The sequence below is a fragment of the Rhizobium sp. SRI_017 genome, from assembly GCF_057586295.1.
Window position 1 is genome coordinate 156,516 of sequence record NZ_JBYCZP010000012.1, and the last position, 25,019, is coordinate 181,534.

Here is a 25,019-nt window from a genome sequence, read left to right on the forward strand (position 1 = left end):
GTTTTTCACAGCGCATCTTCCTGCGCGCCGACACGCGCTTTTTGACAATGGTTGAGATTTTTGGCGGGCAGGTGAAATCACCTCTTGAAAGCACTAAGGAAGTGCTTTATATCTTGCACATGTCAAACAGAAACGTGAATTCGGTGATCTGCTATCGCCTCGCTCCTTCGGAGCAAGCGAGGCTTGCTTTGGAAGAGACGTTTCAGGCCTACGATTCAATGTTCGCCTTGATGGATGAAATCCTGGCCGAGAAGCGCGGGGCCAATCTCGTCACGCTGCATGACCTTGCCTATGAGGCCGTCAGGTCGCGGACCGGCCTGCCGGCGCGGCTCGTGACGCTCGGCCTTCGCCACTATGCATCGAACCGCAGCCATCCGGACAAGCTTCGGCGTCTGCCGCTCGATGACAAGCTTTTCGCGATCAAGGGGCCTTCGGATCTCACGATCGCCACCATCCATGGCCGAGTCTCTGTGCCCTACGAGGTGGCGGGCTACAGCCGCGGCACGGTCGATGTCTTCGCCGCCGAACTCGTCTCTGATCACGGCCAATACGAATTGCATGTCTCGGTAAACCAGGTTTCGGATCGAATGGAGGACAGCATGATGATGACGCAGGAAGGCATACTCTCGCGGATGGGCCGCCTGATCGCTGGTGCCGCCAATGCCGCGATCGACCGGATCGAGGACACCAACAAGGTTGCCGTCGTCGAGCAGGCGCTGCGCGAAATCGACGCTGCCGCTGAAGAAGCACGCGCCGATATCGGCCGCTCGCGCGCGGAGGAATACCGCATCACCACGCGCCGCGACGAAATCGGCCGCAGCATCAACGAACTCGACGAGAAGATCCGCACAGCGCTGGACTCCGGCCGTGATGATCTCGCCAAGGCCGGCGTCGCGCGTCAGCTCGATCTCGAAGCACAGATTGCCGCGCTCGACAAAGCTCTCGCCGATGCCCGTTCGCACCTAGAAGAAGGCCAGCAAGCGCTGCATGCGGTTCTCGGCGCGCGCCGCGAGGCCGAGGCACGCCTTCTGGAACTCAAGAAGAGCCTCGATTACCATCCGGACGATCCCGCCTCGCGGCGCAAGCATGGCAGCGCCACCGCGCATGCCAATCGTGCCGCGGCCGCCGTTACACGCGTCACCGGCGTGCCCTCCGGCCGCAATGCCGCCAGCGCCGATCTCGATGAACTCGACCGGCTGCATCGCGAACAGGCGATCGCCGCCCGGCTCGCCCGCTTCAAGTCGGAGGGGGGTTAGCACCGATGGGGCTGTTTCTCGCTCCGGAATGCCTCGCCTTCGCCATATCGGCCTCGCTGCTTGCCGCGCTGACGGCGATCGAGATGCTGTGCCTGCTGGTCGGCTTCTCGCTCGGCGAGGCGATCGACAAGGCGAGCGGATATGACGGCCACAACGACGGCACAGGCCTGTTCAACTGGCTCAATGCCGGTGGCGTGCCGATTCTTGTGCTCCTGCTGATTTCCCTCGGCATGTTCGCCATTTCCGGCTTTGTGATCCAGGGCGTGGCCCAAACCGTCTGGAAGCTCATTCCCGCAGCGCCGGCTTCTTTTGCGGCCTTTGTCGTCTCGCTGCCGGCCGTACGGATCTCGAGTGAATTCGTGGCCCGCATCGTGCCGAAGGACGAGACCTATGCGGTCGAACTGTCCGATTTCGTCGGCCGGACCGGCGAAGTGACCGTCGGCCCTCTCGATCAGGGACTGCCCGGGCGCCTGAAGGTCAAGGACCAGCACGGCAACTGGCATACGCTGAGGGCGCGGGCTGCGCCCGACCAGCCACCGATCGCCATCGGCGCCGCCGCGCTCATCGTCGACCACCAAGGCGATATCTTCGTCGCGATTCCGGTATCCCCAGACATTTTCGACAATCCCTCTTCCCAGGAGCAGCCATGATTTACGATCTCCTCTTGCCCGTTGGCATTGGCCTTGTCCTCATCTTCGGCATCGGCTTCGTGCTCGCTTCGCTCTATACGCGCTCGAGCCGCGACGAGGCCTATGTCCGCACCGGCCTCGGCGGCCAGAAGGTCGTGCTCGACGGCGGCTCAGTCGTGCTGCCGATCTTCCAGTCGATCGCCCGCGTCAACCTGAAGACGCTTCGTCTCGAGGTCCGCCGCGGCGAAGGTGACGCGCTGATCACCAAGGACCGCATGCGCGTCGATATCGGCGCCGAATTCTACGTCCGCGTCAAACCCGACGCCTCCTCGATTGCGCTCGCCGCCCAGACGCTCGGCGACCGCACCAACGATGCCGAGCAGTTGCGTATCCTGATCGAGGCGAAATTCGTCGACGGCTTGCGCTCTGTCGCCGCCACGATGAATCTCGATGCGCTTCAGGAACAGCGCATGGATTTCGTCAAAGGGGTGCAGGAAGCCGTCGGCGCCGACTTGCAGTCCAACGGTCTGGAACTTGAATCGGTGTCGCTGACCCGTCTCGACCAGACCGACATCAAGCATTTCAACGCCAACAATTTCTTCGACGCCCAAGGTCTTGCCACGCTGACCCGCATCACCGAGGCGCGCAAGAAGGAGCGCAACGAGATCGTTCGCGACACCGAAGTCGCGATCGCCAAGAAGGACCTCGAGGCCCGCGAACAATCGCTCGCGATCGAACGCACCAAGCGCGAGGCGGAACTGAACCAGGAACGCGACATCGTCAACAAGACGGCCGCGACCCGCGCCGAAGCCGCCCAGCAGGAACAGGCGGCCAAGCGCGCCGAGGAAGAAGCCCGCATCACCGCCGAACAGGCGATCGCCGAGCGCGAAGCGGCGGCCAAGCAGGCGCGCGAAAGCGCCAATATCGAATCGGCCCGCGCCGTGCAGCAGCGTGACACCGAAGCCAAGCGCGACCTACAGATCGTCGCCCAGGCCAGCGCCATCGCCGTTGCGACCAAGAGCCAGGAGGAATCCGAGGCCCGCGCCAAGGCCGAAGCCGCGCGCGCTCTCGCCATCGCGGCTGAGGAAAAGGTCGGAACTGCCAAGGCGGTCGAAATCGCCGAACGCGAGCGCCAGATCGCCGTGATCGATGCCCGCAAGCGGGCCGAGACCGAAGCGACCGCCATCACCGTGGGCGCCGAGGCCGAAAAGCAGGCAGCGGCCGACCAGGCCGATGCGATCAAGACGCTGGCCAATGCCGAGGCGGATGCCGCGATCATCAAGGCCAAGGGCATTCTCGAAAGCGGCCGCGCCGCAGCCGAGAGCGAGGCCTTGCTGAACGAGGCGCGCAACAAGCTGTCGACGGCGATGATCGAGTTCGAGATTCTCCGCGAGCGCATTCGCGTTATCCCGCAGGCGCTGGCCGAGGCGGTCAGGCCGATCGAGAAGATCTCCGACATCCGCATCTTCGACACCGGCGGAATGCTCGGGCGCGGTGGTGGCTCGGGCGAAGGCGGCGGCGGCGTCGGCATGGGCGAAGGTCTTGCCGGCCAGCTTCTCGCCTATCAGGCCAACAAGCCGATTGTCGACCGCCTTCTCAAGGAAGCCGGCTTCGAAGGCGACAACGCCGTCTCCGCCCTGCTTGACGGCATCGAGAAGAAGGAACCGAGCACGGCCTGACCAGATCGCGATGCCAAGGCCCGGACGCTCCGGGCCTTGCGCCATGCGTGCTGCGGCCGAGTGATCGCTCTCATGCGAACCACACAGCAAGCCGCTTGGTCATCTGCCAGGACTACCGACCGCTCCGCCGGCCGCGGGAAATGAGCTTGAGGCTGCGATCAGGCTGGAGAACATACCTTTCTTCATATTCGTCGCCGCCGCTACGGAACCGGTGAACCAGCGTACTTCCGACGGGGCTCTTTTGAAGTTTCGCGTGGGGGCCACCACCGTAGGTGATGCTCCCGGGGACAGGCTCAAGCGCGAGCGCTGGGCTTGCGAGGACAAGGGCCACAAGGGCGATCAGTGCCTTTTTCATGTCGTTTTCCTGCGGTTGGCTGAGACCGAATAACCCGGCCCAAATCTGACTTGGAGTTGGGAAACCGCCTTGGCCCCACTCCATGGTCAATATAGGCGCCCGGCGACGCGTTTGCTTTCCACCGAACTTCACGAAATCGCGATCAATGCGATCGTCGTGCGAGTCGACGACCTCTCGCGAAAAACTGCATCGCTGTGGGGAAATCCACGCTCGGAGAGCGATGCGACCTGGCCCGGACAGGGTCTTCAGCTGAAAAATCGAGGGGCGCTGGGCACCCCTCGATATCGATGCAGTTTTAATTGACCTTCTTCATCAGTTCGTCAACCTGCTCGGTGGTCATTTCGCCTGTGGTCTCGACCTTGCCGTCCTTGATCTTCCAGAGGCGGAACGGGCCGGTGATGTCGCCGTACTGGTCAAAGCTGACCGGGCCGATAACGCCTTCATACTTGATCGGCTTGCCTTCGCTGATCAGCTTGAGCGCCTTGGCGAACTCCTCCTTGCCGGCGAAGATCGGTGTGCCCGCGGGATCGACCACCTTGGAGACGGCGTCCTTGATCTTGGCCGGGTCCTGCGAGCCGGCAATGGCGATCGCCAGGCCGGCGATGGCGCCCGCATCATAGGAGCGGTCGGCCGCCGGATTCGACGGTTCGATGCCCGAAAACTCCTTGTAGTTCTTCATGAAATAGTCGGTCGACTTCGTCGGGTTGGTGCCCGACGACGTGCCGTGCGCCTCGTTGAGGTATTCGGCGCCGACCGATTCGATGAAGTCAGGGCTGTTCATGCCGTCATTGAGCAGGAATTTCTGTACCCCGCCCTGCGAGATCCAGGTCCGCGCGATGGTCGCGCCGTCGACCGGTGTGCTGACGAGGTAGAGACCGTCAGGCTCGCCGCCCATCGCGGCGGTGACTTCCGAAGCATAGCTCGACTGCTTCTCGTTATAGGGTGTGACCGAGACGATCGTGCCCCCAAGCGCCTTGTAAGCCCTCGAGAACTCGGCGACCATGTTGACGCCGAAGTCGTTGTTGACATGGACGATAGCAAGCTTCTTGAAGCCGCTGTCGATGGCGTATTTTGCAGCGGCCACGCCCTGCAGCGCATCCGACGTGATCGTGCGGAAGAAGATGCCGTTGGTCTTGCCGTCGCGGGCCAGCGCGGTCAGCGTCGGCGAGGACGAGGCCGGCGAGATCTGCACGATCTTGGCAGGCCCGGTGACCGATGTCAGGATCGGGATCGACACGGACGAGATAATACCCCCGATCAGGAGCGGCACCTTCTTGACCTGGACCAGCTGCGTCGCGGCATCGACCGCGATGTTGCCCGCGCTCTGGCTGTCGCGCGTGTCGGTAATGAGATCGCAGCCCAGCACGCCGCCGGCATCGTTGATGTCGCGGAAGGCCATCTCGACGGACTTGGCGCCGGCCTGGCCATATTCGCCGGCAGGACCCGTCAGTTCCATCACCAGACCGACGGTGACCTTGCAGTCGGCGGCGTTGGCGATGCCGGCAGTGCCTGACAGTAGCAATGCGGCAGTCAGTTGGATCAGTGTCTTCTTCATCGTGGTTCCCTCTTTGTTTGATTTATTCCCAGTCTTCAAACCCGTTCTATTCAGCCGTCTGCATCCAGGTTTCATGCAGATGGCGCCATTCGACGCCGTTGGGCGCCGATGAACTTTTGACGAAAAGTGCCGAGGCACGCCGCGCGGTCTTCACGCCACGGCGCTCCTGTTTTTCGATATAGGTGACGACGACAGCGTTGCCGGATTCCCAGGCGGGCCTGACATCGGCGATCTCGATCGCGTAATCGCCATCGAAGGTCGCGCGGTTGTTGCGGACATAGGAGACGACCGCCTCACGATCGAGCATGTCGCCGCTCGGCGGGATCATCTGCACGCCTGGTCCCATGACCTTGTCGAAACGGTCGAAATCCACAGCGTCAGCAGTGTTCCTGTCGTACCAGGCGACGAAGAATTCATGCAGCGACACGACCTCGTCGCGGGCGCGGATGAAGAGGGGTGACGGGCTCATTTCTTCCCCGCATTGAGGTTGTAGTGCATGATTGAGCCGTGGCGGCCGGTGCGGTCTCGCTCGAGCGTATAGACGTCGCCTTCCGGCCCGATGCTCCGGTCGATGATGGCGTCGATATCGGCGAGATCCTCGGCGGACAGCCCGATGTCCATGATGCCGGCATTGGCCAGCGCATGGCTCTGGTTGCGGGCGCCGACGATGACGGCGGCGACATGCTCGCGGGTCAGCACCCAGGCGCTGGCGATCGTAGCGACGTCGACGCCGTGATGGTCGGCCACGCCTCGGAGCGTCCGCAGCAGTTCCTGGAAGAGCTCCCAACCGCCGAAATCGTCGATGATGAGCTTATATTTGACGAGCGAACGGTTCTCGAGATTCATCTCCGGCTCCGGTTGGCCGAGCCACCGGTCGCTGAGGAAGCCGCCGGCAACCGAGCCGTAGCACAGGAACTTGAAACCGTGGCGGGCAGCGAGCGCAGCCACGTGGCGCGTGGGCCGCTGATCGAGCACCGAATATTGCAGCTGCTGGCTCACCAGCGGCACGCCCGCCCCGACGATCTCGGCCAGTCGCGGCGCATCGAAATTGGTGGTCCCGAGATTGCGCACCTTGCCCTCAGTGCGCATCTCGTCGAGCCAGCCCATGGCATCGACATAGCCGTTGTAGGTGTAATCCCACCAATGAAACTGGACGAGGTCGAGCCGCTCGGTCTTCAAGCGCCGCAGCGACTGTTCGACGATACCCCTGATATAGTCGCGGCTGATGCGTGGCAGGATTTCGAGATCCGGCACCAGCTTGGTATGCACCTTCATGTGGGCGGCGACATCCAGCCCGCGTTCGGAGGCGAGCTTGAGCCGCGCCGCGCCGATCAGTTCCTCGACGCCGGTATAGATGTCGGCGCAGTCATAGGTCCTGATCCCGGCATCGAAGGCGGCGATGAGGTCATCCACGGCCTGCGCCCGGTCGATCGCGCCGTGTCCGCCCGCAAGCTGCCACCCGCCGCGAATGACGCGGGAAATCGAATAGCCGGGGGAGAGTTCGAAGGTCCTGGTCCCAATTTTAGTCATGTCATTTGCTTTCACTGGGCAATGGCACCGCCGTTGTCTCGGCATGGCTGAACCGCCGTTTGCCCAGCCGCACGATCCGGAGGCGGCTGGCGCAATTGGGGTCCGGGCAGGCGATCTCGGCATCCGAGGTCATCCAGTCGTTCGGATGCGTCTCGCGCTGCTTGGCGGCGAGGAGCGGCAGCACCGCCGAGATCGAATAGATGGAGAAGCCCTGGCCAGGTGGCATCGACAGCATCTCGCCGCGCAGCTCGAAATGGTCGCCCGGCTTGGCGCCGCAATAGATCGGCTTGCCGTCGGGGATCACCGCCTCGACCCTGAGGTCGTAGAGCTCGAATGCGTCATCGACAGCACTCATCTCATGCCTCCGTCCGGCTGAAGGTGACCTCGCAGGCGCCGTTGCGGCGGATCACACCGCAGGCCGTGGCGAAATGGTCTCGCTCATCCGGCGGCACCTGGGCAACCACGCTGCCCGCAAGCCAGCCGATTGGAAACAGCATCCGCGCGCCCGCGCCATAGAAGAGGCCGATATCGAAGATCGGGTTCGGATTGCCGCCCCACATGCGCGGCGGCACATAGGCGAGCACGATATCGCCGGGCTGCGGATTGAGTGTCGCGTTCTCTGGTGGCAGCGGCTTGGCATAACCCGCGCCCTCGAGATGGTCAGGCGGGATCGGGCAGGATATTTCGGGGCCGGTCCACATCGCATGGATGCCGCCGACGATGCGAGGTTCGGCGAGATAGTCCCACAGGAAGGCGGCATTGTCGGGCGCCTTGCCGTCGAGCAGCTGCGCCTTGACAGAGAGGCCGGATCTCGATTCCTCGATCAGAATCGCGCGGGTCATGACTTTCCTTCCTTCCCTGCCGTCTCTTCGGCGAGCATCTTGGTGCGCAGATATTCGAACGGCCGGGAAATATCGCCGGCCAGTGCCTCGCGCGCGGCATCGACATCCTTGGTGGCGAGCGCGCTGACGATGCGGCGATGATATTGCGCGGTATCGACCTCGCCCGCCTCCGAGAAGGCATAGATCGCCACGCGGATGCAGGGGCCGGATTGCAGCCACAGGCTCTCGATCATCGGCATCAGCACCGACGAGCCGCAGGAGTTGTAGATCTCGAAGTGGAACTTCTGGTTCAGCGTCACTTCGCGGTCGACGTCCTTGGGCTGCTTCAGCGCGCGCATCTCGTCCCATTCATGCAGGATCGCCTCGATGCGGGCGAAATCCGGGCCGGTCATGCGTTCGGTCGCGAGCGCGATCGCTTCACCCTCGATCAGGATGCGGGTGCGCAGAAGATCGGCCATGCGCTCGATCGTGATCGGCGGCACGCGGGCGGAGCGGTTCGGTAGAGCCTCCAGCGCCTTTTCGGTGATCAGCCGGCCGACGGCCTCGCGCACCGGCATGGTGCTGGTGGCGAGCGCATCGGCGAGGCCACGAATCGTCAGCACCTGGCTCGGCTCGAACATCCCGCCGATCAGCGCGCGACGCAGCTCGGAATAGACGCGGTCCTGCACGGTCTCGCGCCCCACCGGCATCAACTGCGCGGAGGAGAGGTCGTGTCCCTTGTCGGCTGCGGCTGTTCGCATCGCGTCCCTTGTCCCTCGCGATTTTTCCCTTGCCAATTATTTTAAGCTTAATATTGTGATCAATGCAAGTGTGATCACAAATCAAAAATCACGAAGCGACCAACGCTTCGGACAGAGGGTTAGATGAGGTCAGGGCAAGCGACCAAGGTGGAGCCGCCGGCTTCCGCCGTGCTGAGCGCAAGGAACGTCGTGAAGCGATTCGGCGGTCTTCACGCCGTCAACGACGTCAGCTTCGATGTCCGCCAGGGCGAAATCCTCGGCCTGATCGGCCCCAACGGTGCTGGTAAGACCACGATGTTCGACCTGCTCGCCGGCAGCCTGCCGCCGACATCGGGCCATATTGCACTCAACGGCGTCGACGTGTCGCGCGAGATGCCACACCGCCGGATCGGCCGCGGGCTTGGACGGACATTCCAGATCCCGCGGCCTCTTCCCAATCTGACACTGGTCGAAAATGTCATGCTTGCCGCGCAGAACCAGGCCGGGGAGAAACTGCTCGCCAATTTCCTCAACCCCTTCCGCGTCGCCGCCGAAGAGCGGGCGGCCGAGCAGAAGGCGATGGAACTGCTCGATCTCCTGTTGCTTTCGCGTCTCGCCCACGAGCCGGCGCGTGTGCTCTCCGGCGGGCAGCGTAAGCTGCTTGAACTGGCGCGCGTGATGATGGCCGACCCTGATATCATCCTTCTCGACGAGCCCGCGGCGGGCGTCAACGCCACGCTGCTCGAAGTGATCATCGACCGCATCCGCGAGATCAATGCCCGCGGCGTCACCTTCCTTCTCATCGAGCACAATATCGACATGGTCACACGCCTCTGCCACCGCGTGCTGGTCATGGCGAGCGGGCAATTGATCTGCGAGGGGACGGCGAGCGAGGTCGCCCGCGACCCGCGCGTCATCGAGGCCTATCTCGGAGGCGCGGCATGACCAGGCCCGTCCTCGAAGTCTCCAACCTGGTCGCCGGCTACGAGCCGGGCGTGCCGATCGTGCGCGGCGCGTCGATCCGTGTTGAAAGCGGCGAGATCGTCGTCGTGCTTGGCCCGAACGGCGCCGGCAAATCGAGCTTCATCAAGGCGATCGCCGGCCTCGTTCCGGTCTCTGGCGGCACGGTCCTTCTCGATGGCGATGACATCACCACGTTGCCCGCCCACCAGATGGTGCGCCGGGGCCTTGCGTTCGTGCCGCAGACCGAAAACATCTTTCCGCAGATGAGCGTCGAGGACAATCTCCGCACGGCCGGCGGAATCCTGAAGCCGAAGATCGCCGCTGAGCGTATCGAGCGCATGTACGAGACGTTCCCCGACCTGAGGAGCTTCCGCCGCACCAGCGCCGGCAATCTGTCGGGTGGCCAGCGGCAGATGCTCGCCGTCGCCCGTGCCCTGATCGTCGAGCCGAAGCTGCTGGTGCTGGACGAGCCCTCGGCAGGCCTCTCACCAAAGCTGGTGTCCATGGTCTTCGCGATGCTGAGCGAGATTCGCCAAGCGGGCATGACCATCCTGCTGGTCGAGCAGAATGCCAGGGCGGCGCTCGCCATCGGCGACCGCGCCTATGTGCTGGTCGAGGGCAGGCAAGCGCATGAGGGCGTGGCCTCGGAGCTCTGGAACGATCCTGTTGTCGCAGAGCTCTATCTCGGCCAGCGCGCGCACCAGCCGTCGGGAGGCCAGCCATGAACCTGCAATTCATCGTCGACGGCCTGCTGACAGGCTCGATGATAGGGCTCGGCGCCATCGGCGTCACGCTCACCTATTCCATCCTGCGCTTCTCGAACTTCGCTCATGGCGACTTCATGGCCTGGGGCACCTATGCGACGCTGGCCGTGGTCAGCGCCATCGGCGCCATAGCAGGCAAGTTCGCACCGATCGGCGCGCTCTCCTTCGGTTGGCCGCTGATCGTCGCGGTCATTGTCGGCGCGGCGATAACCGGGCTGCTGGCGCTGGCGCTCGACATCGTCCTCTTCGCCCGCCTCAGGGCGCGCGGACAGGCGATCATTGTCGTCATGGCAAGCTTCGGCGCATCGATGGCGCTGCGCAGTCTGCTCGAATTCATCTTCACCTCGCGGCCCGCCTATTTCAGCAAGGCGATCCAGATGGCGATGCCGGTTGGACTGGGCATCCGCGTCACGCCAGACCAGATCGCGCTTCTCATTGTCACCGCCGGGCTGGTGGCCGCCACTCACCTCTTGATGACTCGCACCCAGACGGGACGATCCATGCAGGCCGTCAGCCAGAATCTGGCGCTCGCCCGCGTGGTGGGCATCGATGTCGCCCGTGTGGTGCGCGTCACCTGGCTGCTCGGCGGCGCGCTCGCCTGCGTCGCCGGCGTCATGATCGGCATACTCGTGCAGATCCGACCGCTGATGGGCTTCGACATGCTGCTGCCGATGTTCGCGGCAGCCATTCTTGGCGGCATCGGCTCGGTTCCCGGCGCCGTTCTCGGCGGCCTGATCATCGGCCTTGCCGAAGCCGGTGCCGTGCAGCTGATCGGCGCCGAATGGCGCGCCGCAATCTCCTTCATCATCCTTATGGGCGTGCTCTTCGTGCGGCCGATCGGCATTTTCGGAGTGCGGGAACGATGATCGATCTTCTCGGCTATGTTGCCTTCTTCCTCACCACGGCCCTCGTCTTCGCCCTGATCAGCCTGGGGCTGAACCTGCAATGGGGCCTCACTGGCCTCTTCAATGTCGGGGTCGCGGGCTTCGTCGCGATCGGAGCCTACACATCGGCCCTGATGACCACGCCCGACGATCCTGTCCGTTTCGGCGGCTTCGACCTGCCGATCGTCGCGGGCTGGCTGGGCGCGATGCTGGTGGCCGGCATCGCCGCGGCGATCACCGGTTTTGCCACCTTGCGCTTGAAATCGGATTATCTGGCCATCACCACCTTCGGCGTCGCCGTCGTCGTCCAGCTCGTGGCTCTCAACGCACAGAGCGTCACCGGTGGCGCCTTCGGCGTCGGCTTCATCCCCAGACCCTTCGCCGCGCTCGCCGAGACGCCCTTCTACTTCAACCTCGCCAACCTCGCGGTGGTGTCGGCGGTGACGCTGGTCGCCTATCTCGCCCTGCAGCACCTCGCCCGCAGCCCCTGGGGTCGCGTCCTCAAGGCCCTGCGCGAGGACGAGCGCGCTGCGATCTCGCTCGGCAAGAGCGCCCGCTTCTACCGCGTCCAGGCCTTCGCCGTCGGCGGCGCGCTGATGGGTCTCGCCGGCGCCGTGCAGGCCCATTTCATCGGCTTCATCGCCCCGGACAATTACACGCCGATGCTGACCTTCCAGGTCTGGGTGATGCTGATCGTCGGCGGGTCGGGTAGCAATCGCGGCGCCGTGATCGGGTCCGTCCTGGTCTGGGCGATCTGGGCCGGATCTGGCGCTCTCGTCAGCTCGCTTGCGCCCGCCGACCAGCAGGCCCGCGCCGCTGCCCTGCAGATTGTCGCGATCGGCGTGATGCTCTGCGTCATCCTGCTGATCAGGCCGAATGGCCTCTTCGGCAACTTCATCGAGCGCCGTCGCCCGGCCCCGAAAACCACCGCCGACACCCCTGGTCCGTCCTCATGACCGCAATTTCGCTCTGGCATGCGATCGGCGGAGACGACCGCGAACGCCCGCCGCTCTCAGAGGCGGTCGACGCCGACCTTGCCATCATCGGCGGCGGCTTTTCCGGCCTGTCGACTGCCCTGCACGCAGCCGCCAAAGGTCTCTCGGTCGTGCTGCTCGAGGCCGAGATCATTGCCTGGGGCGCAACGGGCCGGAATGCGGGCTTCGTGGTGCCGAACTTTGCCAAGAGAGACCCTGATGATATCATCGCTGCGCTCGGCGCGGAGCGGGGCGAGGACCTGATCCGCTTCGCCTCTGGCAGCGCCGATCTCGTCTTCGATCTCATCCGTCGTCACGATATAGAATGCCAGGCCGAGCAGAGCGGCTGGATCCAGCCTGCCCATTCCGCCGCCGCTTTGGCCAAGATCAAATCACGCGCCGCCCAATGGGCGAGCCGGCGCCGGCCGGCCGTCGTTATGGACAGAGTGGAAACCGAGAGTGTCACCGGTGCCAGGGGCTATGCCGGAAGCTGGACCGACCGCTCGGGGGGGCTCCTCGATCCCGTCGCTTATGCCCGTGGATTGGCGGATGCCGCCGAGGCCGCCGGTGCCCGGATCTTCGAACACAGCCCGGTCACCGCAATATCCCGTACCGGAGAGGGCTATGGACTGACGACGGCCACGGGCGCCGTCCGCGCCGGCAAGGTCTTCATTGCCACCAATGCCTATGGCGGCGACCTGCAGCCCGGACTTAGCAGAACCTATTTCCCGCTCCGCGTCTTCCAGATCGCCACCGAACCCCTTCCGCGCGCGATCAGGCAACGCCTCCTGCCCGGCAACCAATCGGTTTCCGACACGCGCCGCAATCTCTTCACCTTCCGCTTCGATGCCGACAACCGCCTCATCTCCGGCGGCATGCATGTCTTCGGCCCCGGCGCGGAGACCCGCGTGCCGCGCACCATCCACCGGTGCCTGGCCGCGATGCTGGACCTCGACGACATCCCCCCGATCGCCTACGCCTGGTCGGGCATGGCAGCGGTCGAGCCCGATTTCCTGCCCCACCTGATCGACCTCGGTCCGGGCCTGATCGCAGGCTTTGCCTGCAACGGCCGTGGCATCGCGCTGACCACGGCGCTCGGCCGCGAAATCGCAGCCTGGGCGTCCGGCATACCGGCCGCCGCCCTGCCGATTCCTTTCGCCCCGCCGAGGGAGATACCCTTTCATGGGCTTCTGAAGCACGCGCCCAACATGCTGCTGCCATGGAGCATGCTGCGCGACAAGCTCGACGAGCGGGGCGCTGCCTGATCAGCCGCAAGCAGCGCGATGAGCTCCCGCACGCTTCGCCATCTCAGAAACTTGTTGTTGCTCGTTCAAGATTGCGTTCCTGGCAAAGCCGTCCCAATCGGCGAGTTGCTAGTGCGTCTTGCGCATCGTGCTCTCGATCAAAACGGTTCTGATCTTTGCCGGCGGATTGAGACGTTCGATTATGTTCTCGCGGAACAACTCGACAAACGTTTCGGCCGAGATTTTGCGCGACTTGAGATTCTCAGCGAATTCCAGGGCCGCAGACGGATCACTGGCATGGAGCCGTTCCGCAAGCTCATGGCAGAGCATGCGTAACTCGCAGGTAATCGCTTCGATCTCCTTGAGGTCGAACAGCCCGTCATTATTGCTCATTTGGGTATCCTTGTGCCTGGAGGCGCGAGCCGCTCCTGCGGCGTCGCGTCGGCAGGCGGACACCCTAGCACGCACTTGCTCGATGGCTCGCTATTTTGTTGTGCGGCCGCCGATTAAAGAGCAAGGTGACTCGTCGATGGCCATTTATCAGGGCGCCATCGCGAAAGGGCGGCCATTGAGCCCTAGCCCCGACAAAGGAGGACATCTTGTCTTCCACGATCCAGCAGCATTTTGCACCCGATGATTTGAACATGCTCAGGCGTGTTCTCGATAATGCCGGCCTTTACGACGGACCTGGCGAAGCCTCCCTTGTGGCGAGACTCGCCGCATCGCGATTTCTCATCGGCTGCTTTCAGCAGGGCATTTCGACGGAAATGGCGTTGAGATTTGAACTGTTCCATCATCTCCATCAGGACATGTCGGAGCGGGTACAGGCCCGTGAACTTGCCGATATCAAGGCATGGGAAAATGAAGGTGGAGCGCCAGCCTCGGAGGCGCGGCCGACCCGACAGCCCCGCATGCGGCGCATCAGCGGTCGAACCACGATTGTACGACGCATCATGCTGGGTTTTCCCGCCTTCAGCCCCAGCGATGATTCGCCGGGCGCAGACCACGCCATTCCCCAGATGCTGACGATGGCGGCTTGATGCAATGGCAAAACCGATACCGGAAACACCAAGGCAGCGCCGGCAAAACGCCACCAACCATGTGGCAGCGGAAATCACGCGCCGCGAGCAGGTGGAGCGGGAACGCAAGACCTTTGATCTCAGATCAAAGCGGCTCCTCAAGGAAGCGCAACATGTGGGCGCGGCAAGGCCGCAGTGATGTCAGCCTAGCCTCGACACAAGACCGCCCGCGCAGGAGCGACTTTCGCCAATGACCGCCTTGGCCGACATTGCCCGATAGCAAGAGATATCAGACATGACCAAATCATTCATTACGATCGGCTTTCAGCAACGCGGGCGGTCGCTCGTCCCCGATCAGCCCAGGATGAGCAAAACGGCCGAAATCGCGGTCGACCTCGCGAAACGTCTTTCGGAAAGCCGGGCCGGCATCGTGGCCTTCGAGCAATCTCATGATGCCGACGCCGAGATCTATGATGACCCTGTGATTCTGTTCAAATCGGGCAGTCTGCCGCCAGACTTCTCCGGCGATTGATTGCTCGACGGGTCCATCCGACTCACTCAAAATTTATTGTGCTAGCACTCCCACACAGAGAGTGCTAAGACAGTGAAATTGGCCCGTAGAGGCGCCAAAAGCCCATTTCATTGAGGATATTTAGAATGACGGATATCAATTTCCGGCCGTTGCACGATCGTGTCGTGATCCGGCGCATCGAAGCCGAAGCCAAGACCAAGGGCGGCATCATCATCCCCGACACCGCCAAGGAAAAGCCGCAGGAAGGCGAAGTCGTCGCCGTCGGCACCGGCATTCGTGACGACAATGGCGCGCTGGTCGCTCTCGACGTCAAGGCCGGCGACCGGATCCTGTTCGGCAAGTGGTCGGGCACCGAAGTCAAGCTCAATGGCGAAGACCTTCTGATCATGAAGGAAAGCGACATCATGGGCGTCATCGCCTGATCGTTCATCCACCCATACTAGCCAATGAGCAATTTGCTCGGGAGTTTTCATCATGGCTGCCAAAGAAATCAAATTCGGCCGTACGGCCCGCGAAAAGATGCTGCGCGGCGTCGACATTCTCAATGACGCGGTGAAGGTCACGCTCGGTCCCAAGGGCCGCAACGTCATCATCGACAAGTCCTACGGCGCGCCGCGCATCACCAAGGACGGCGTCTCGGTCGCCAAGGAAATCGAACTTGACGACAAGTTCGAGAATATGGGCGCCCAGATGGTCCGCGAAGTCGCGTCCAAGACCAACGACATTGCCGGCGACGGCACCACCACCGCGACGGTTCTCGCCGCGTCGATCATCCGCGAAGGCAACAAGGCCGTTGCCGCCGGCATGAACCCGATGGACCTCAAGCGCGGCATCGACCTAGCCGTGACGGCCGTCGTCAAGGACCTTCTGGCCAAGGCCAAGAAGATCAACACGTCTGAAGAAATCGCCCAGGTCGGCACCATCTCCGCCAATGGCGAGAAGGAAATCGGCGCCTACATCGCCGAAGCGATGCAGAAGGTCGGCAACGAAGGTGTCATCACGGTCGAGGAAGCCAAGACCGCCGAGACCGAACTCGAAGTCGTCGAAGGCATGCAGTTCGACCGCGGCTACCTCTCGCCCTATTTCGTCACCAACGCCGAGAAGATGGTGGCCGAGCTGGAGGACGCCTATGTCCTGCTGCACGAGAAGAAGCTTTCCAACCTCCAGGCCATGCTGCCGATCCTGGAAGCCGTGGTCCAGACAGGCAAGCCCCTGCTGATCATCTCCGAAGATGTGGAAGGCGAAGCGCTTGCGACGCTCGTCGTCAACAAGCTCCGCGGCGGCCTCAAGATCGCTGCCGTCAAGGCGCCGGGCTTCGGTGATCGCCGCAAGGCGATGCTCGAGGATCTGGCCATCCTGACCGGCGGCACCGTGATCTCCGAAGACATCGGCATCAAGCTCGAAAACGTGACCATCGACATGCTGGGCCGCGTCAAGAAGGTGTCGATCACCAAGGAAAACACGACGGTTGTCGATGGCGCTGGCGCCAAGTCGGACATCGAAGGCCGCGTCACCCAGATCAAGGCGCAGATCGAAGAGACCACGTCCGACTACGACAAGGAAAAGCTGCAGGAACGTCTGGCCAAGCTTGCCGGCGGCGTTGCCGTGATCCGCGTCGGCGGTTCGACCGAAGTCGAAGTCAAGGAAAAGAAGGACCGTATCGACGACGCGCTGAACGCAACACGCGCGGCGGTTGAAGAGGGCATTGTCGCCGGTGGCGGCGTGGCCCTGCTGCGCTCCTCGACCAAGATTACCGTCAAGGGTGAGAACGACGACCAGGAAGCCGGCATCAATATCGTTCGCCGTGCGCTCCAGTCCTTGGTTCGCCAGATCGCAGAAAATGCAGGTGACGAAGCCTCGATCGTCGTCGGCCGCATCCTCGAGAAGAATGAGGAGAATTTCGGCTACAACGCCCAGACCTCCGAATATGGCGACATGATCACCATGGGCATCGTCGATCCGGTCAAGGTTGTCCGCACGGCCCTGCAGAATGCAGCCTCGGTTGCCGGCCTGCTGGTGACCACGGAAGCCATGATTGCCGAGCTGCCGAAGAAGGACGCTGCGGGCGGCATGCCCGACATGGGTGGCATGGGCGGAATGATGTAGTCTTCACGACTGCGAGATTCACAGCAAAAACAGGGCCCCGGATTTATCCGGGGCCTTCTGCCGTGGAGCGGGCGTCAATCCTGGTTTTGCATGGCCGCACGCAGCGTGTCGTTGATGCGATCCTGCCAGCCCGGACCGGCTTCCTGGAAATGGGCCAGCACGTCGCTGTCGATCTTGATCGACACGAGCTCCTTGGTGTTCGGCAACCTTGGCCGCTCGACAGCCGGCGCCACCACGACCTTTTTCGGCTGGAACAAGGCCTCGGCGGCATCCATGGCACTGACGGGCCTGCGGGTGGGTTTGGACATACTTCATTCCCCTGTTGCAAATGCAAGACTGTGATTCCGGACGCCAGCCTAACGTCTGACGCCTGAAGCGCAAACCGCCGGCAGCGCGTGTCAGCGCTTTTTCTGCGCGACCTTGTTGCCGCGCGGACCCGTCTGCTGCGGCGTGTTGCTGATGTTTTCCGCACTCAGCACCCGCCACCGCGCCACCCGCTCGGCCGGCAGCGTGCCGGCGCGGACGGCAGCCTGCACGGCACAGCCCGGCTCGTGCTCGTGGGTGCAGTTGCGGAACCGACATTGCGGCGCAAGCTCGGTAATCTCGGCAAACAGCTCGTCGATCCCCGAGGCCACATCGCTCAGATGCAGGCTGCGCATGCCCGGCGTATCGATGATCCAGCCGCCGCCCAGCATCGGATGCAGCGACCGCGCGGTGGTCGTATGGCGGCCCTTGGCGTCGTGCTCCCTGATCTCGCCGGTCTGCTGCGACCGCTCGGCCGTCAGCCCCGCCAAAGTGTTGACCAGCGTCGACTTGCCGACGCCCGACGAGCCGATCAGCGAGATCGTCTGGCCGAACCGGCACCAGGGCGCGAGCGCCTCTCTGGCATCCGGCGACTTCGCGTTGAGCGGGATCACGGGCAGATCGCGCTGCAGCGCCATCGCCTCCTGCACGAAGGTTGCGCCATCGGCCATGTCGACCTTGGTCAGCACGATCACCGGTGTCGTCCCGGCCTGGTTTGCCAGCGCCAGGTAGCGCTCCAGCCGCGCGACATTGAAGTCGGCATTGCAGGAGGTGACGATGAACAGAGTATCGACATTGGAGGCGCCGAGCTGCGGGACGTCCCTGCCTTCCGTCCGGCGCTGGAGCAGAGTCCTGCGCTCGAGCCGGCGCTTCAGCGCATGGGTTCCAGGCTCGGCAAGCACCCAGTCGCCGACGGCAAACTGAGCCGTGATGGTCCGGCGCGAAATGTCGAGCCTGACCGGCCCGTCCGGATGGGCGACGCTGAGCCGACTGCGATGGACCTCGGCGATGCGCACCGCTTCGAGCTCACGCTCGGCCGGCTCCACCTGGTCGGCAAAGAAATCCGTCCATCCGAGCGACGCGCGGAATTGAGCTTCGCCGTCCTCCGTCAAGGTCGTCTCACAGGGTTCGGCGCAGCGGTCACGGGGTAGGCCTCATCGAGCAGGTTGGGATCGGTGACATCACAAGGATCAGACTCACCTTGGTAGCACGGATCCCGGCCCGGATCTGCCATCAAACAGCGACGCGACGCGCCTCTTTGTCGGCCGACTTGCGATCGGCGCCATGCTTCCTGAGGATCGCGGTGGCATCTTCCACCGATATGCGATGCTTCTTGGCAAACGGAACCGGCTGATAGGCCTGCGCGTCCGCCGGGGCGTTGTTTTTCTTGTCGGCCATGGGAGAACTCCTGGAGATAAAGCTTCGGCAAGCTGGTTGGCAGCCTGCAGTCGAAGCCAGTCGGTTGGGGATGAATGGTCATGCGAAGCGTCACGGCGCCGGGCAGGGCCATTGATATGTGCTGGATATGGGATGTGGGGGCGTGGATTTCAATGTGTGGGGTTGCGATGACAGCGGTCGGGCGGCGGTCGAGGAGCGTTGTGAAAGAAATCCCGCGGTCTACGCCGAGTTCGAAAGAGGCGCGGGGCCCGCATCAAGAGGCCCGACCTGCAGTTCGGGCTGGCTCAGAGGTTTCGCCCGTCAGTTGCCGGCCAATGTCAATGCCAGTGACACATGGCCATCAGGAGTCAAAAGAAACCGGACGCCACGGGATTCCAGTGTCTTCCTCACTCTTTCAACGCTGTCGGGTTTGACCGTCGACGCGTCCATTTCCATGCGTCGGACAGTCGAGAATGACACCTCCGACGCCGCGGCAAGTTCCTGCGCCGACCAGTCAAGAAGGCCCCGGGCGGCTCGCAGATGGGCGGATTCCAACGTCATTGTTGCACTTCGAACTTCTCGTGCATCGTCCACCAGCCACGACATGCCGTGCCACTCCTGCACAAGACCATCAGCATCCATCACCGGCACGATCTTGTTCATGAACCGTTGGTAGACACCATCAAATCGGCGAACCCGAACGGAAAGATCGATTCTTTCCTTGGTGCTGATGCCGGTCGCCCAGGCGTCACGGAACGTGCGCCGGTCGTCGGGATGAACGGCAGAGAGCTGGTCATAATCCCTGAGTTGATCGGTGGTTTGGCCGGTAAAGCGCGCCCAGTTGGTCAGATCCAGCAATTTGCCTTCGGGATTCGCCCGCCAGAAATCCCCGCCGGCGATCTTGCGGATCGACGTATTGACCTTCGCCATCCGGCCAAGTTCAGCGCTGAGCGTTTCCTGAGCGGTGACATCCTGGACGACGCCGTGCAACACCGCCATCCGGCCGTCGCGATCAAATTGCCTGTCCATCTTGCTCTCGAGCCAGATCAGACGACCGTCAGGCCGGATCATTCGAAAGCGTCGCGGGGTTAGCTCACCCGACCTGGCTCGCTCCACGATTTCTTCATGGCTAAGTCGGTCGTCGGGATGCACGAGCGATGCGTAGAGGTCGGTGCTTGCCGCCACGGCGTTGGGATCAATCCCGATGAGCCGGAACAATCCTCCGGACCAAGTGACCTCGCGTGATTGCAGATCATAGGTCCAGATGCCTGCTCCCAATAGGGACTCCAGCAACTGAACTTTGCTTTCGGGGGTCTTGGCGGTGCGAATCGGCAATGTCGGGCTCCGGGGTGCGTCGGCGCTGCGGCATGACTGACGCCCATTGGATCGTTCCATCTCCCAAGCGTCCTGGGCAATTTCTGATACGACCGGATAATTGCTCACGCATTCCTGGTCAAAAATTGCTCATTATCTCGGCAGATGAACGCAATGTGTTCATCAATAATTACGCATTCGGATAGTTGAATTAACCCCCTCCTAGTGATGCGTCAACTATCTTCTGCCCATGACCACGCATGTATAAAATACAATTACTGGATGCGATTCAGTAAGACTCTCGCGATGTGAGGATGCAGCAGTGAGAAATTCCAACCTTCATAACATATTTCATAACATCGGCCGATCAGACATGGATGAAGACACATATCGCCTACTTATGTGCTCATAGAACAACTTCATGGCCGCCGATAATCTTCGTTCCGCCTTGACAGATCTCAATAAAGCCTACGCCCTGATCGAGCAACTTCTCGACGAAGTCCGCCGTCAATCCGCAACCCCGTCCAAGGAATCCTGATCATGACACTCTCGCTCTTGTCGCGTGACAGCGATGCTATTCTCGCCGCCATGCACAAGTCCCAGGCAATTATCGAATTCACGATGGACGGCAAGATCCTCAAGGCGAACGACAATTTCTGCAGGGCGCTGGGCTACGAGCTCAAGGAGATTGTCGGCCAGCACCACCGGATGTTTGTCGATCCGGCCGAATCCTCAGCGCCGGCCTATGCGGAGTTCTGGCGCAACCTCGCCGCCGGCAAGTTCGACTCGCGCCAGTACAAGCGCATTGGCAAGGGCGGCAAGGAAATCTGGATCGAGGCGTCCTACAATCCCGTCCTTCGAAACGGCAAGCCCTATAAGGTCATCAAGTTTGCCACCGACATTACATCCCAGAAGCTTAAGACCGCTGAGGACGCCGGCAAGCTTGACGCTTTGTCACGCGCGCAAGCCGTCATTGAGTTTACGCCCAGCGGGGAGATCCAGACGGCCAATCAGAATTTCCTGTCCACACTGGGCTACCAACTCTCGGAAATCCAGGGCAAGCACCACTCGATGTTCTGCGATGCGAGTTATGTCAACAGCGAGGAATATCGCCGGTTCTGGCAAAGGCTGGCGGGCGGCGAGTTCGTGGCGAACGAATTCCTACGCATCGGCAAAGGCGGCAAAAGGGTCTATATCCAAGCGTCCTACAACCCTATTTACGACATGAACGGCAAGGTCTTCAAAGTCGTGAAATTCGCCACCGACGTAACCGGCCGCGTGAACAATGTCGATCAATTGGCAGTCTCTCTCCAGGCACTCTCGGATGGTGATCTGACGCAGACGATTGCGACGCCCTTTATTCCTTCGCTGGAGAAAGTGCGGACCGATTTTAACGCAGCTGTCGCCAAGCTGCAGAGAGCGCTGCAGGGTGTCGCCGAGAACGCCAGCGCGATTGCCGCTGGCGCTCAGCAAATCCGCTCTGCATCCGACGATTTGTCGAAGCGGACGGAACAACAAGCCGCATCGGTCGAAGAAACAGCAGCGGCGTTAGAGCAGATTACCATTACGGTCGCGGACTCCAGCAATCGCGCGCAGGAGGCTGGCCAGCTCGTTCGCAAGACGCGCGAAAACGCGGAGCGATCCGGCACGGTCGTAAAAAGCGCCGTCGACGCCATGGGAAATATCGAAAAATCCTCGTCTGAGATTGGCAACATCATTGGCGTCATTGATGAAATTGCTTTCCAGACCAATCTCTTGGCTTTGAACGCGGGCGTTGAAGCGGCCAGAGCCGGCGATGCGGGCAAAGGGTTTGCCGTGGTGGCGCAGGAAGTTCGGGAGCTTGCCCAGCGCTCGGCCAAGGCGGCAAAGGAGATCAAGGAACTCATCACCGCGTCCAATGAGCACGTCAAGAGCGGCGTGGCCCTGGTTGGGGAGACCGGCAAGGCCTTGGAAGAGATAGTTGTCCAGGTGCAGCAGGTTAATGGCAACGTGGGAGCAATCGTCGAAAGCTCCAAGGAGCAGGCAACCGGCCTCAAGGAAATCAACGAGGCCGTCAACACCATGGACCAGGGCACACAGCAGAATGCCGCCATGGTGGAACAGTCGACGGCAGCCGCGCACAGTCTCGCAAGGGAGGCCGAAAATCTCTTTCATTTGCTGGGGCAATTCAGCATCGGGATGACGCCTGCTGCGCATCCTGTCTCCGGTGCGCATCGTTCCGCTCCTACGCCCGTGAGAGCGTCAACCAAGTCCGTACCATCGCCGGTGCGGCAAATGAATGCCAAGCTGGCAACTGCCTTTAACGGAAACGCCGCTGTCGCTGGCTCCGAATGGCGGGAATTCTGATGAACCAGCAGCAGCCAATGATAGGCCTCGAAAGCGACACACTGGAAATTATCGCTTTCCGACTTAGCGGCCAGGAATTCTGCGTCCTGACAACGACCATCCGCGAGATTCGCGGGTGGGCCCCCTCGACGCCTATTCCCTACGCCCCGTCCGACGTGCTCGGTGTGATGAATCTGCGTGGGTCCGTCATTCCAATAATCGATCTCTCGAGGAAATTGGGCATGGGGCCGACGATCCCCAACGATCGCAGTGCCATTGTGGTCGCGGATGTCCATAGCACCGTCGTCGGACTGCTCGTCGATCAGGTCTCCGACATACTGACTGTTCGAGGAAGTCAAATTCAGCCACTGCCGGAAATAGCGGCGTCCTTCGACAAGGGATTCTCCGATGGCATCATAACGCAGGACAAAAGCATGATCTGCTTTCTCAATCTCGCTCGCATGTTCCAGCAAATGGAACTTGCGATCCTGGCGGCATAGGATCCGTCAAGAAGGCGGAAAGCGTTTTGCAGTCGGTTAAGTCAAATTGGTCTGGGGGAAGTTCCATGTCTGGCTGCAGCCGGTTGCACTCAGAATCAAATGCGAATTTATGCGTTCCAGTCACCATGATGCGGGCCGGGCAGCCGGACCGGGATCAGAAACTGCAATACGCCAACACTGGCATAGAGGCGAGGACCCTCGTTCATACCGCCACCGCTTGGCTCCTCCGACGCAGCCTGGGCCACAGGATCAGCCAGCTCACCAAAGCAAGGTTGACGCCGTTCCAAAGGAAGCCGTGCAGGAAGGCCAGACGGTAAGAGCCGGTGGCGTCGAAAATGTAGCCAGCGGCGAGGCCCCCGCAGGCCATGCCAAGCACCGTCGCCATCAACACCAGGCTGATCCGGATGCCCGCCTCACGGGGCGGCAGGTACTTGCGGATGATCACCGCATACATCGGAACAATGCCACCCTGGAACAAACCGAACAGCCCGGAGATCACGTAAAGCGACGATTGGCTGTTGAAAAACAGATAGAGCAGCAGCGCTGCCGCCTGCATCGAGGAGCCGAGGATCAACATCGGACCGGCACCGATCCGGTCGGCGACCGCCCCCGAAGCCAGGCGGCTGACCACGCCCAGTCCGAGCATCAGGGCGATGATCTGCGTGCCCACCGCCACGCCGTAGCCGAGATCCCCGCAATAGGCGACGATATGGACCTGCGGCATCGACATGGCCATGCAACAGGCAAAGCCGGCGACGACGAGAATGGCCTGCAGCACATTCGGGCTTAGACCGAGCTCGTTGCGCGCTGCTTCGGTGACGGCCTCGCCCTGGACATAGTTTGCGGCCTTCAGACGCCGCCTCAACAGCAAGCCGATGGGCACCATCACCAGGGGGACGAAAAGGCCGATTCCAACATGGGTGGTGCGCCAGCCCTGGGTCGTCTGGAAATGCTCGATCGCCATTGGCCAGACCGCCCCCGAGAGGTAGCTGCCCGAGGCGGCAAAGGCGACCGCGAGCCCCCGGTGCCTGCTGAACCAAAGCGAGAGGTCGGATATCAGCGGCGAGAAGCCGGCAGCCGATCCAAGGCCGATGACCAGCGAGCAGGCGGCAAATTGCCAGATATTGGTGGTAAGCGCGGCCGCGATGTAGCCGATGCACAGCAGGAACGCCCCGACCAGCACCGGCGCGACGATGCCGATCCGGTCGGCCAGGCGGCCCATAGCCACTCCGCCAAAGGCAAAGCCGAGCATCGTGCAGGTATAGGGCAGCGAAGCACCGCCACGCACCGTGTCGAACTCGACCTGCAGGGTCGGAAGAAGCACCACGACGGACCAATTGCCGACACAGGCAACGGTGCCGAGAATGAGCGTCAGCACCAGTCGCCACCAGGCATAGCCTGAATCGACCTCACCGGAACCAATGCCACCCGCCGCAGTCATCTTCTTTTCATTTCAAACATGGCACGACGACGCCTCCCTGCAGTCCGATTGTGAACTGAACACCCTCGAACTGCCTGGCGCAAGGTCAAAGGCGGTCGTTCAGGGCTTGCGGTCCGGCACCACATTGCGCAGCAGGGGCAGCAGGCAGGCACCGAGGGCGAGCTTCAGCGCATCACCGACGAGGAACGGCGTAAGGCCGTAAGCCAGCACCGGCTTGTCCCAGCCGATCACGCTGCCGAGCCAGAGGATACCCGGCACGTAGATCGCGATATTGCCGAGCATCAGTGCAAAGGCCGCCTTGGCCAGGCTGCGGTCGAAGCCGCGCTCGGCGAGCCAGCCGGTCAGCGTGGCGGCAAGGAGATAGCCGATCAGATAGCCGCCGGTCGGACCCATCATATAGGCGAGGCCAATGCCCTTCTCGGGCGTGCCGGCGAAGACGGGAAGACCCGCCATGCCCTCGGCGAGATAGAGTGCCAGCGTCGCGAAACCCAGCCGCGAGCCGAGCGTCATGCCCAGCACCAGCACGACCAGCGTCTGCATGGTGACCGGCACGGGATAGAACGGCACCTGCAGCTTGGCGGAAATGGCGAGCAGGATGGAGCCGGCAACGACAATCGCCACTTTCACGGCGAGGCTGCGTTCGCCGGGCAGATGTGCGATCAATGGCGGCTGCGATACAGAGAATTGGGACATGAAGGGATCCTTTCT

Annotated in this window: 27 protein-coding genes; 14 read left to right on the plus strand and 13 right to left on the minus strand. The window is 62.3% G+C overall.

The annotated features are described in order from the left end of the window. Positions 1-119: 119 nt before the first annotated feature. Genes AC2YI2_RS24015 through AC2YI2_RS24025 form a run of 3 tightly spaced genes read left to right on the plus strand, consistent with a single transcriptional unit; the run spans position 120 to position 3,564 of the window. Positions 120-1,256 (plus strand): PspA/IM30 family protein, encoded by a 1,137-nt coding sequence (locus AC2YI2_RS24015; protein ID WP_487389090.1) that lies wholly within the window; start codon positions 120-122, stop codon positions 1,254-1,256. A gap of 5 nt (positions 1,257-1,261) precedes the next feature. Continuing rightward, positions 1,262-1,906 (plus strand): OB-fold-containig protein, encoded by a 645-nt coding sequence (locus AC2YI2_RS24020; protein WP_487389033.1) that lies wholly within the window; start codon positions 1,262-1,264, stop codon positions 1,904-1,906. Beyond that, entirely contained in the window at positions 1,903-3,564 is a 1,662-nt protein-coding gene (locus AC2YI2_RS24025) for a flotillin family protein (protein WP_487389034.1), read from the plus strand. The genes AC2YI2_RS24020 and AC2YI2_RS24025 overlap by 4 nt, the downstream gene beginning before the upstream one ends. Positions 3,565-4,214: 650 nt before the next feature. On the opposite strand, the gene AC2YI2_RS24030 is transcribed toward AC2YI2_RS24025, so the two are convergent. Genes AC2YI2_RS24030 through AC2YI2_RS24055 form a run of 6 tightly spaced genes read right to left on the minus strand, consistent with a single transcriptional unit; the run spans position 4,215 to position 8,586 of the window. Next, entirely contained in the window at positions 4,215-5,474 is a 1,260-nt protein-coding gene (locus AC2YI2_RS24030) for an ABC transporter substrate-binding protein (protein WP_487389035.1), read from the minus strand. Between the two features lie 46 nt (positions 5,475-5,520). Beyond that, positions 5,521-5,943 (minus strand): DUF4440 domain-containing protein, encoded by a 423-nt coding sequence (locus tag AC2YI2_RS24035; protein WP_487389036.1) that lies wholly within the window; start codon positions 5,941-5,943, stop codon positions 5,521-5,523. Then, complete coding sequence (locus AC2YI2_RS24040; RefSeq protein ID WP_487389091.1) at positions 5,940-6,995, minus strand: aldo/keto reductase; 1,056 nt, start codon at positions 6,993-6,995, stop codon at positions 5,940-5,942. Before AC2YI2_RS24040 ends, AC2YI2_RS24035 begins: the two co-directional genes overlap by 4 nt. A 10-nt stretch (positions 6,996-7,005) precedes the next feature. After that, a complete protein-coding gene (locus AC2YI2_RS24045; protein ID WP_487389037.1) occupies positions 7,006-7,359 on the minus strand; it encodes a TIGR04076 family protein in 354 nt (117 codons plus the stop codon). Position 7,360: 1 nt separating this feature from the next. After that, complete coding sequence (locus tag AC2YI2_RS24050) at positions 7,361-7,846, minus strand: DUF3830 family protein (RefSeq protein WP_487389038.1); 486 nt, start codon at positions 7,844-7,846, stop codon at positions 7,361-7,363. Then, positions 7,843-8,586 carry a GntR family transcriptional regulator gene (locus AC2YI2_RS24055; RefSeq protein WP_487389039.1) on the minus strand — a complete coding sequence of 248 codons (744 nt, stop codon included), beginning with the start codon at positions 8,584-8,586 and terminating at the stop codon, positions 7,843-7,845. Before AC2YI2_RS24055 ends, AC2YI2_RS24050 begins: the two co-directional genes overlap by 4 nt. 123 nt (positions 8,587-8,709) lie before the next feature. Between AC2YI2_RS24055 and AC2YI2_RS24060 the strand changes: the two genes are divergently transcribed. The 5 genes from AC2YI2_RS24060 to AC2YI2_RS24080 are packed head-to-tail and all read left to right on the plus strand — an operon-like array spanning position 8,710 to position 13,415. Beyond that, positions 8,710-9,510 carry an ABC transporter ATP-binding protein gene (locus tag AC2YI2_RS24060; RefSeq protein ID WP_487389040.1) on the plus strand — a complete coding sequence of 267 codons (801 nt, stop codon included), beginning with the start codon at positions 8,710-8,712 and terminating at the stop codon, positions 9,508-9,510. Continuing rightward, entirely contained in the window at positions 9,507-10,253 is a 747-nt protein-coding gene (locus AC2YI2_RS24065) for an ABC transporter ATP-binding protein (RefSeq protein WP_487389041.1), read from the plus strand. Before AC2YI2_RS24060 ends, AC2YI2_RS24065 begins: the two co-directional genes overlap by 4 nt. Beyond that, positions 10,250-11,158: a branched-chain amino acid ABC transporter permease gene (locus tag AC2YI2_RS24070; protein ID WP_487389042.1), complete on the plus strand. Its 909-nt coding sequence runs from the start codon at positions 10,250-10,252 to the stop codon at positions 11,156-11,158. The genes AC2YI2_RS24065 and AC2YI2_RS24070 overlap by 4 nt, the downstream gene beginning before the upstream one ends. After that, entirely contained in the window at positions 11,155-12,132 is a 978-nt protein-coding gene (locus AC2YI2_RS24075; protein WP_487389043.1) for a branched-chain amino acid ABC transporter permease, read from the plus strand. The genes AC2YI2_RS24070 and AC2YI2_RS24075 overlap by 4 nt, the downstream gene beginning before the upstream one ends. Further along, positions 12,129-13,415 carry an NAD(P)/FAD-dependent oxidoreductase gene (locus tag AC2YI2_RS24080; RefSeq protein ID WP_487389044.1) on the plus strand — a complete coding sequence of 429 codons (1,287 nt, stop codon included), beginning with the start codon at positions 12,129-12,131 and terminating at the stop codon, positions 13,413-13,415. The genes AC2YI2_RS24075 and AC2YI2_RS24080 overlap by 4 nt, the downstream gene beginning before the upstream one ends. Positions 13,416-13,523: 108 nt before the next feature. On the opposite strand, the gene AC2YI2_RS24085 is transcribed toward AC2YI2_RS24080, so the two are convergent. Further along, positions 13,524-13,787, minus strand: coding sequence for a hypothetical protein (locus AC2YI2_RS24085; protein WP_487389045.1), 264 nt, complete (start codon positions 13,785-13,787; stop codon positions 13,524-13,526). Positions 13,788-13,993: 206 nt separating this feature from the next. Here AC2YI2_RS24085 and AC2YI2_RS24090 point away from each other — a divergent pair, with 206 nt between their 5' ends. The 4 genes from AC2YI2_RS24090 to groL all read left to right on the plus strand — a co-directional run bounded on the left by AC2YI2_RS24090 (position 13,994) and on the right by groL (position 17,051). After that, positions 13,994-14,434, plus strand: coding sequence for a hypothetical protein (locus AC2YI2_RS24090; RefSeq protein ID WP_487389046.1), 441 nt, complete (start codon positions 13,994-13,996; stop codon positions 14,432-14,434). Positions 14,435-14,708: 274 nt separating this feature from the next. Continuing rightward, positions 14,709-14,945, plus strand: a complete 237-nt coding sequence (locus AC2YI2_RS24095) for a hypothetical protein (RefSeq protein WP_487389047.1) — start codon at positions 14,709-14,711, stop codon at positions 14,943-14,945. Between the two features lie 125 nt (positions 14,946-15,070). Then, positions 15,071-15,367: a co-chaperone GroES gene (gene groES, locus AC2YI2_RS24100; RefSeq protein ID WP_487389048.1), complete on the plus strand. Its 297-nt coding sequence runs from the start codon at positions 15,071-15,073 to the stop codon at positions 15,365-15,367. A 52-nt stretch (positions 15,368-15,419) separates the two neighbouring features. Then, on the plus strand, positions 15,420-17,051 hold the full coding sequence (gene groL / locus AC2YI2_RS24105) for a chaperonin GroEL (RefSeq protein WP_487389049.1): 1,632 nt from the start codon (positions 15,420-15,422) through the stop codon (positions 17,049-17,051). Positions 17,052-17,125: 74 nt separating this feature from the next. Here the strand turns inward: groL and AC2YI2_RS24110 are convergent, their stop codons facing one another. The 4 genes from AC2YI2_RS24110 to AC2YI2_RS24125 form a co-directional block, all read right to left on the minus strand. After that, positions 17,126-17,359: a BrnA antitoxin family protein gene (locus AC2YI2_RS24110; protein WP_487389050.1), complete on the minus strand. Its 234-nt coding sequence runs from the start codon at positions 17,357-17,359 to the stop codon at positions 17,126-17,128. 90 nt (positions 17,360-17,449) lie between these two features. Then, positions 17,450-18,466, minus strand: coding sequence for a ribosome small subunit-dependent GTPase A (rsgA, locus tag AC2YI2_RS24115; RefSeq protein WP_487389051.1), 1,017 nt, complete (start codon positions 18,464-18,466; stop codon positions 17,450-17,452). 121 nt (positions 18,467-18,587) lie between these two features. Next, positions 18,588-18,752: a hypothetical protein gene (locus tag AC2YI2_RS24120; protein WP_487389052.1), complete on the minus strand. Its 165-nt coding sequence runs from the start codon at positions 18,750-18,752 to the stop codon at positions 18,588-18,590. A 300-nt stretch (positions 18,753-19,052) separates the two neighbouring features. Further along, the gene (locus AC2YI2_RS24125; protein ID WP_487389053.1) at positions 19,053-20,066 is read right to left on the minus strand and encodes a PAS domain-containing protein; all 1,014 of its coding nucleotides are present in this window, start codon (positions 20,064-20,066) and stop codon (positions 19,053-19,055) included. 519 nt (positions 20,067-20,585) lie between these two features. Here AC2YI2_RS24125 and AC2YI2_RS24130 point away from each other — a divergent pair. Next, positions 20,586-22,391 carry a methyl-accepting chemotaxis protein gene (locus tag AC2YI2_RS24130; protein ID WP_487389054.1) on the plus strand — a complete coding sequence of 602 codons (1,806 nt, stop codon included), beginning with the start codon at positions 20,586-20,588 and terminating at the stop codon, positions 22,389-22,391. Continuing rightward, complete coding sequence (locus AC2YI2_RS24135) at positions 22,391-22,870, plus strand: chemotaxis protein CheW (protein ID WP_487389055.1); 480 nt, start codon at positions 22,391-22,393, stop codon at positions 22,868-22,870. Before AC2YI2_RS24130 ends, AC2YI2_RS24135 begins: the two co-directional genes overlap by 1 nt. 202 nt (positions 22,871-23,072) lie before the next feature. On the opposite strand, the gene AC2YI2_RS24140 is transcribed toward AC2YI2_RS24135, so the two are convergent. Together AC2YI2_RS24140 and AC2YI2_RS24145 are read right to left on the minus strand one after the other, a co-directional pair. Further along, positions 23,073-24,311, minus strand: a complete 1,239-nt coding sequence (locus tag AC2YI2_RS24140) for an MFS transporter (RefSeq protein ID WP_487389056.1) — start codon at positions 24,309-24,311, stop codon at positions 23,073-23,075. Positions 24,312-24,410: 99 nt separating this feature from the next. Beyond that, positions 24,411-25,004 (minus strand): biotin transporter BioY, encoded by a 594-nt coding sequence (locus AC2YI2_RS24145; RefSeq protein WP_487389057.1) that lies wholly within the window; start codon positions 25,002-25,004, stop codon positions 24,411-24,413. Positions 25,005-25,019 lie beyond the last annotated feature (15 nt).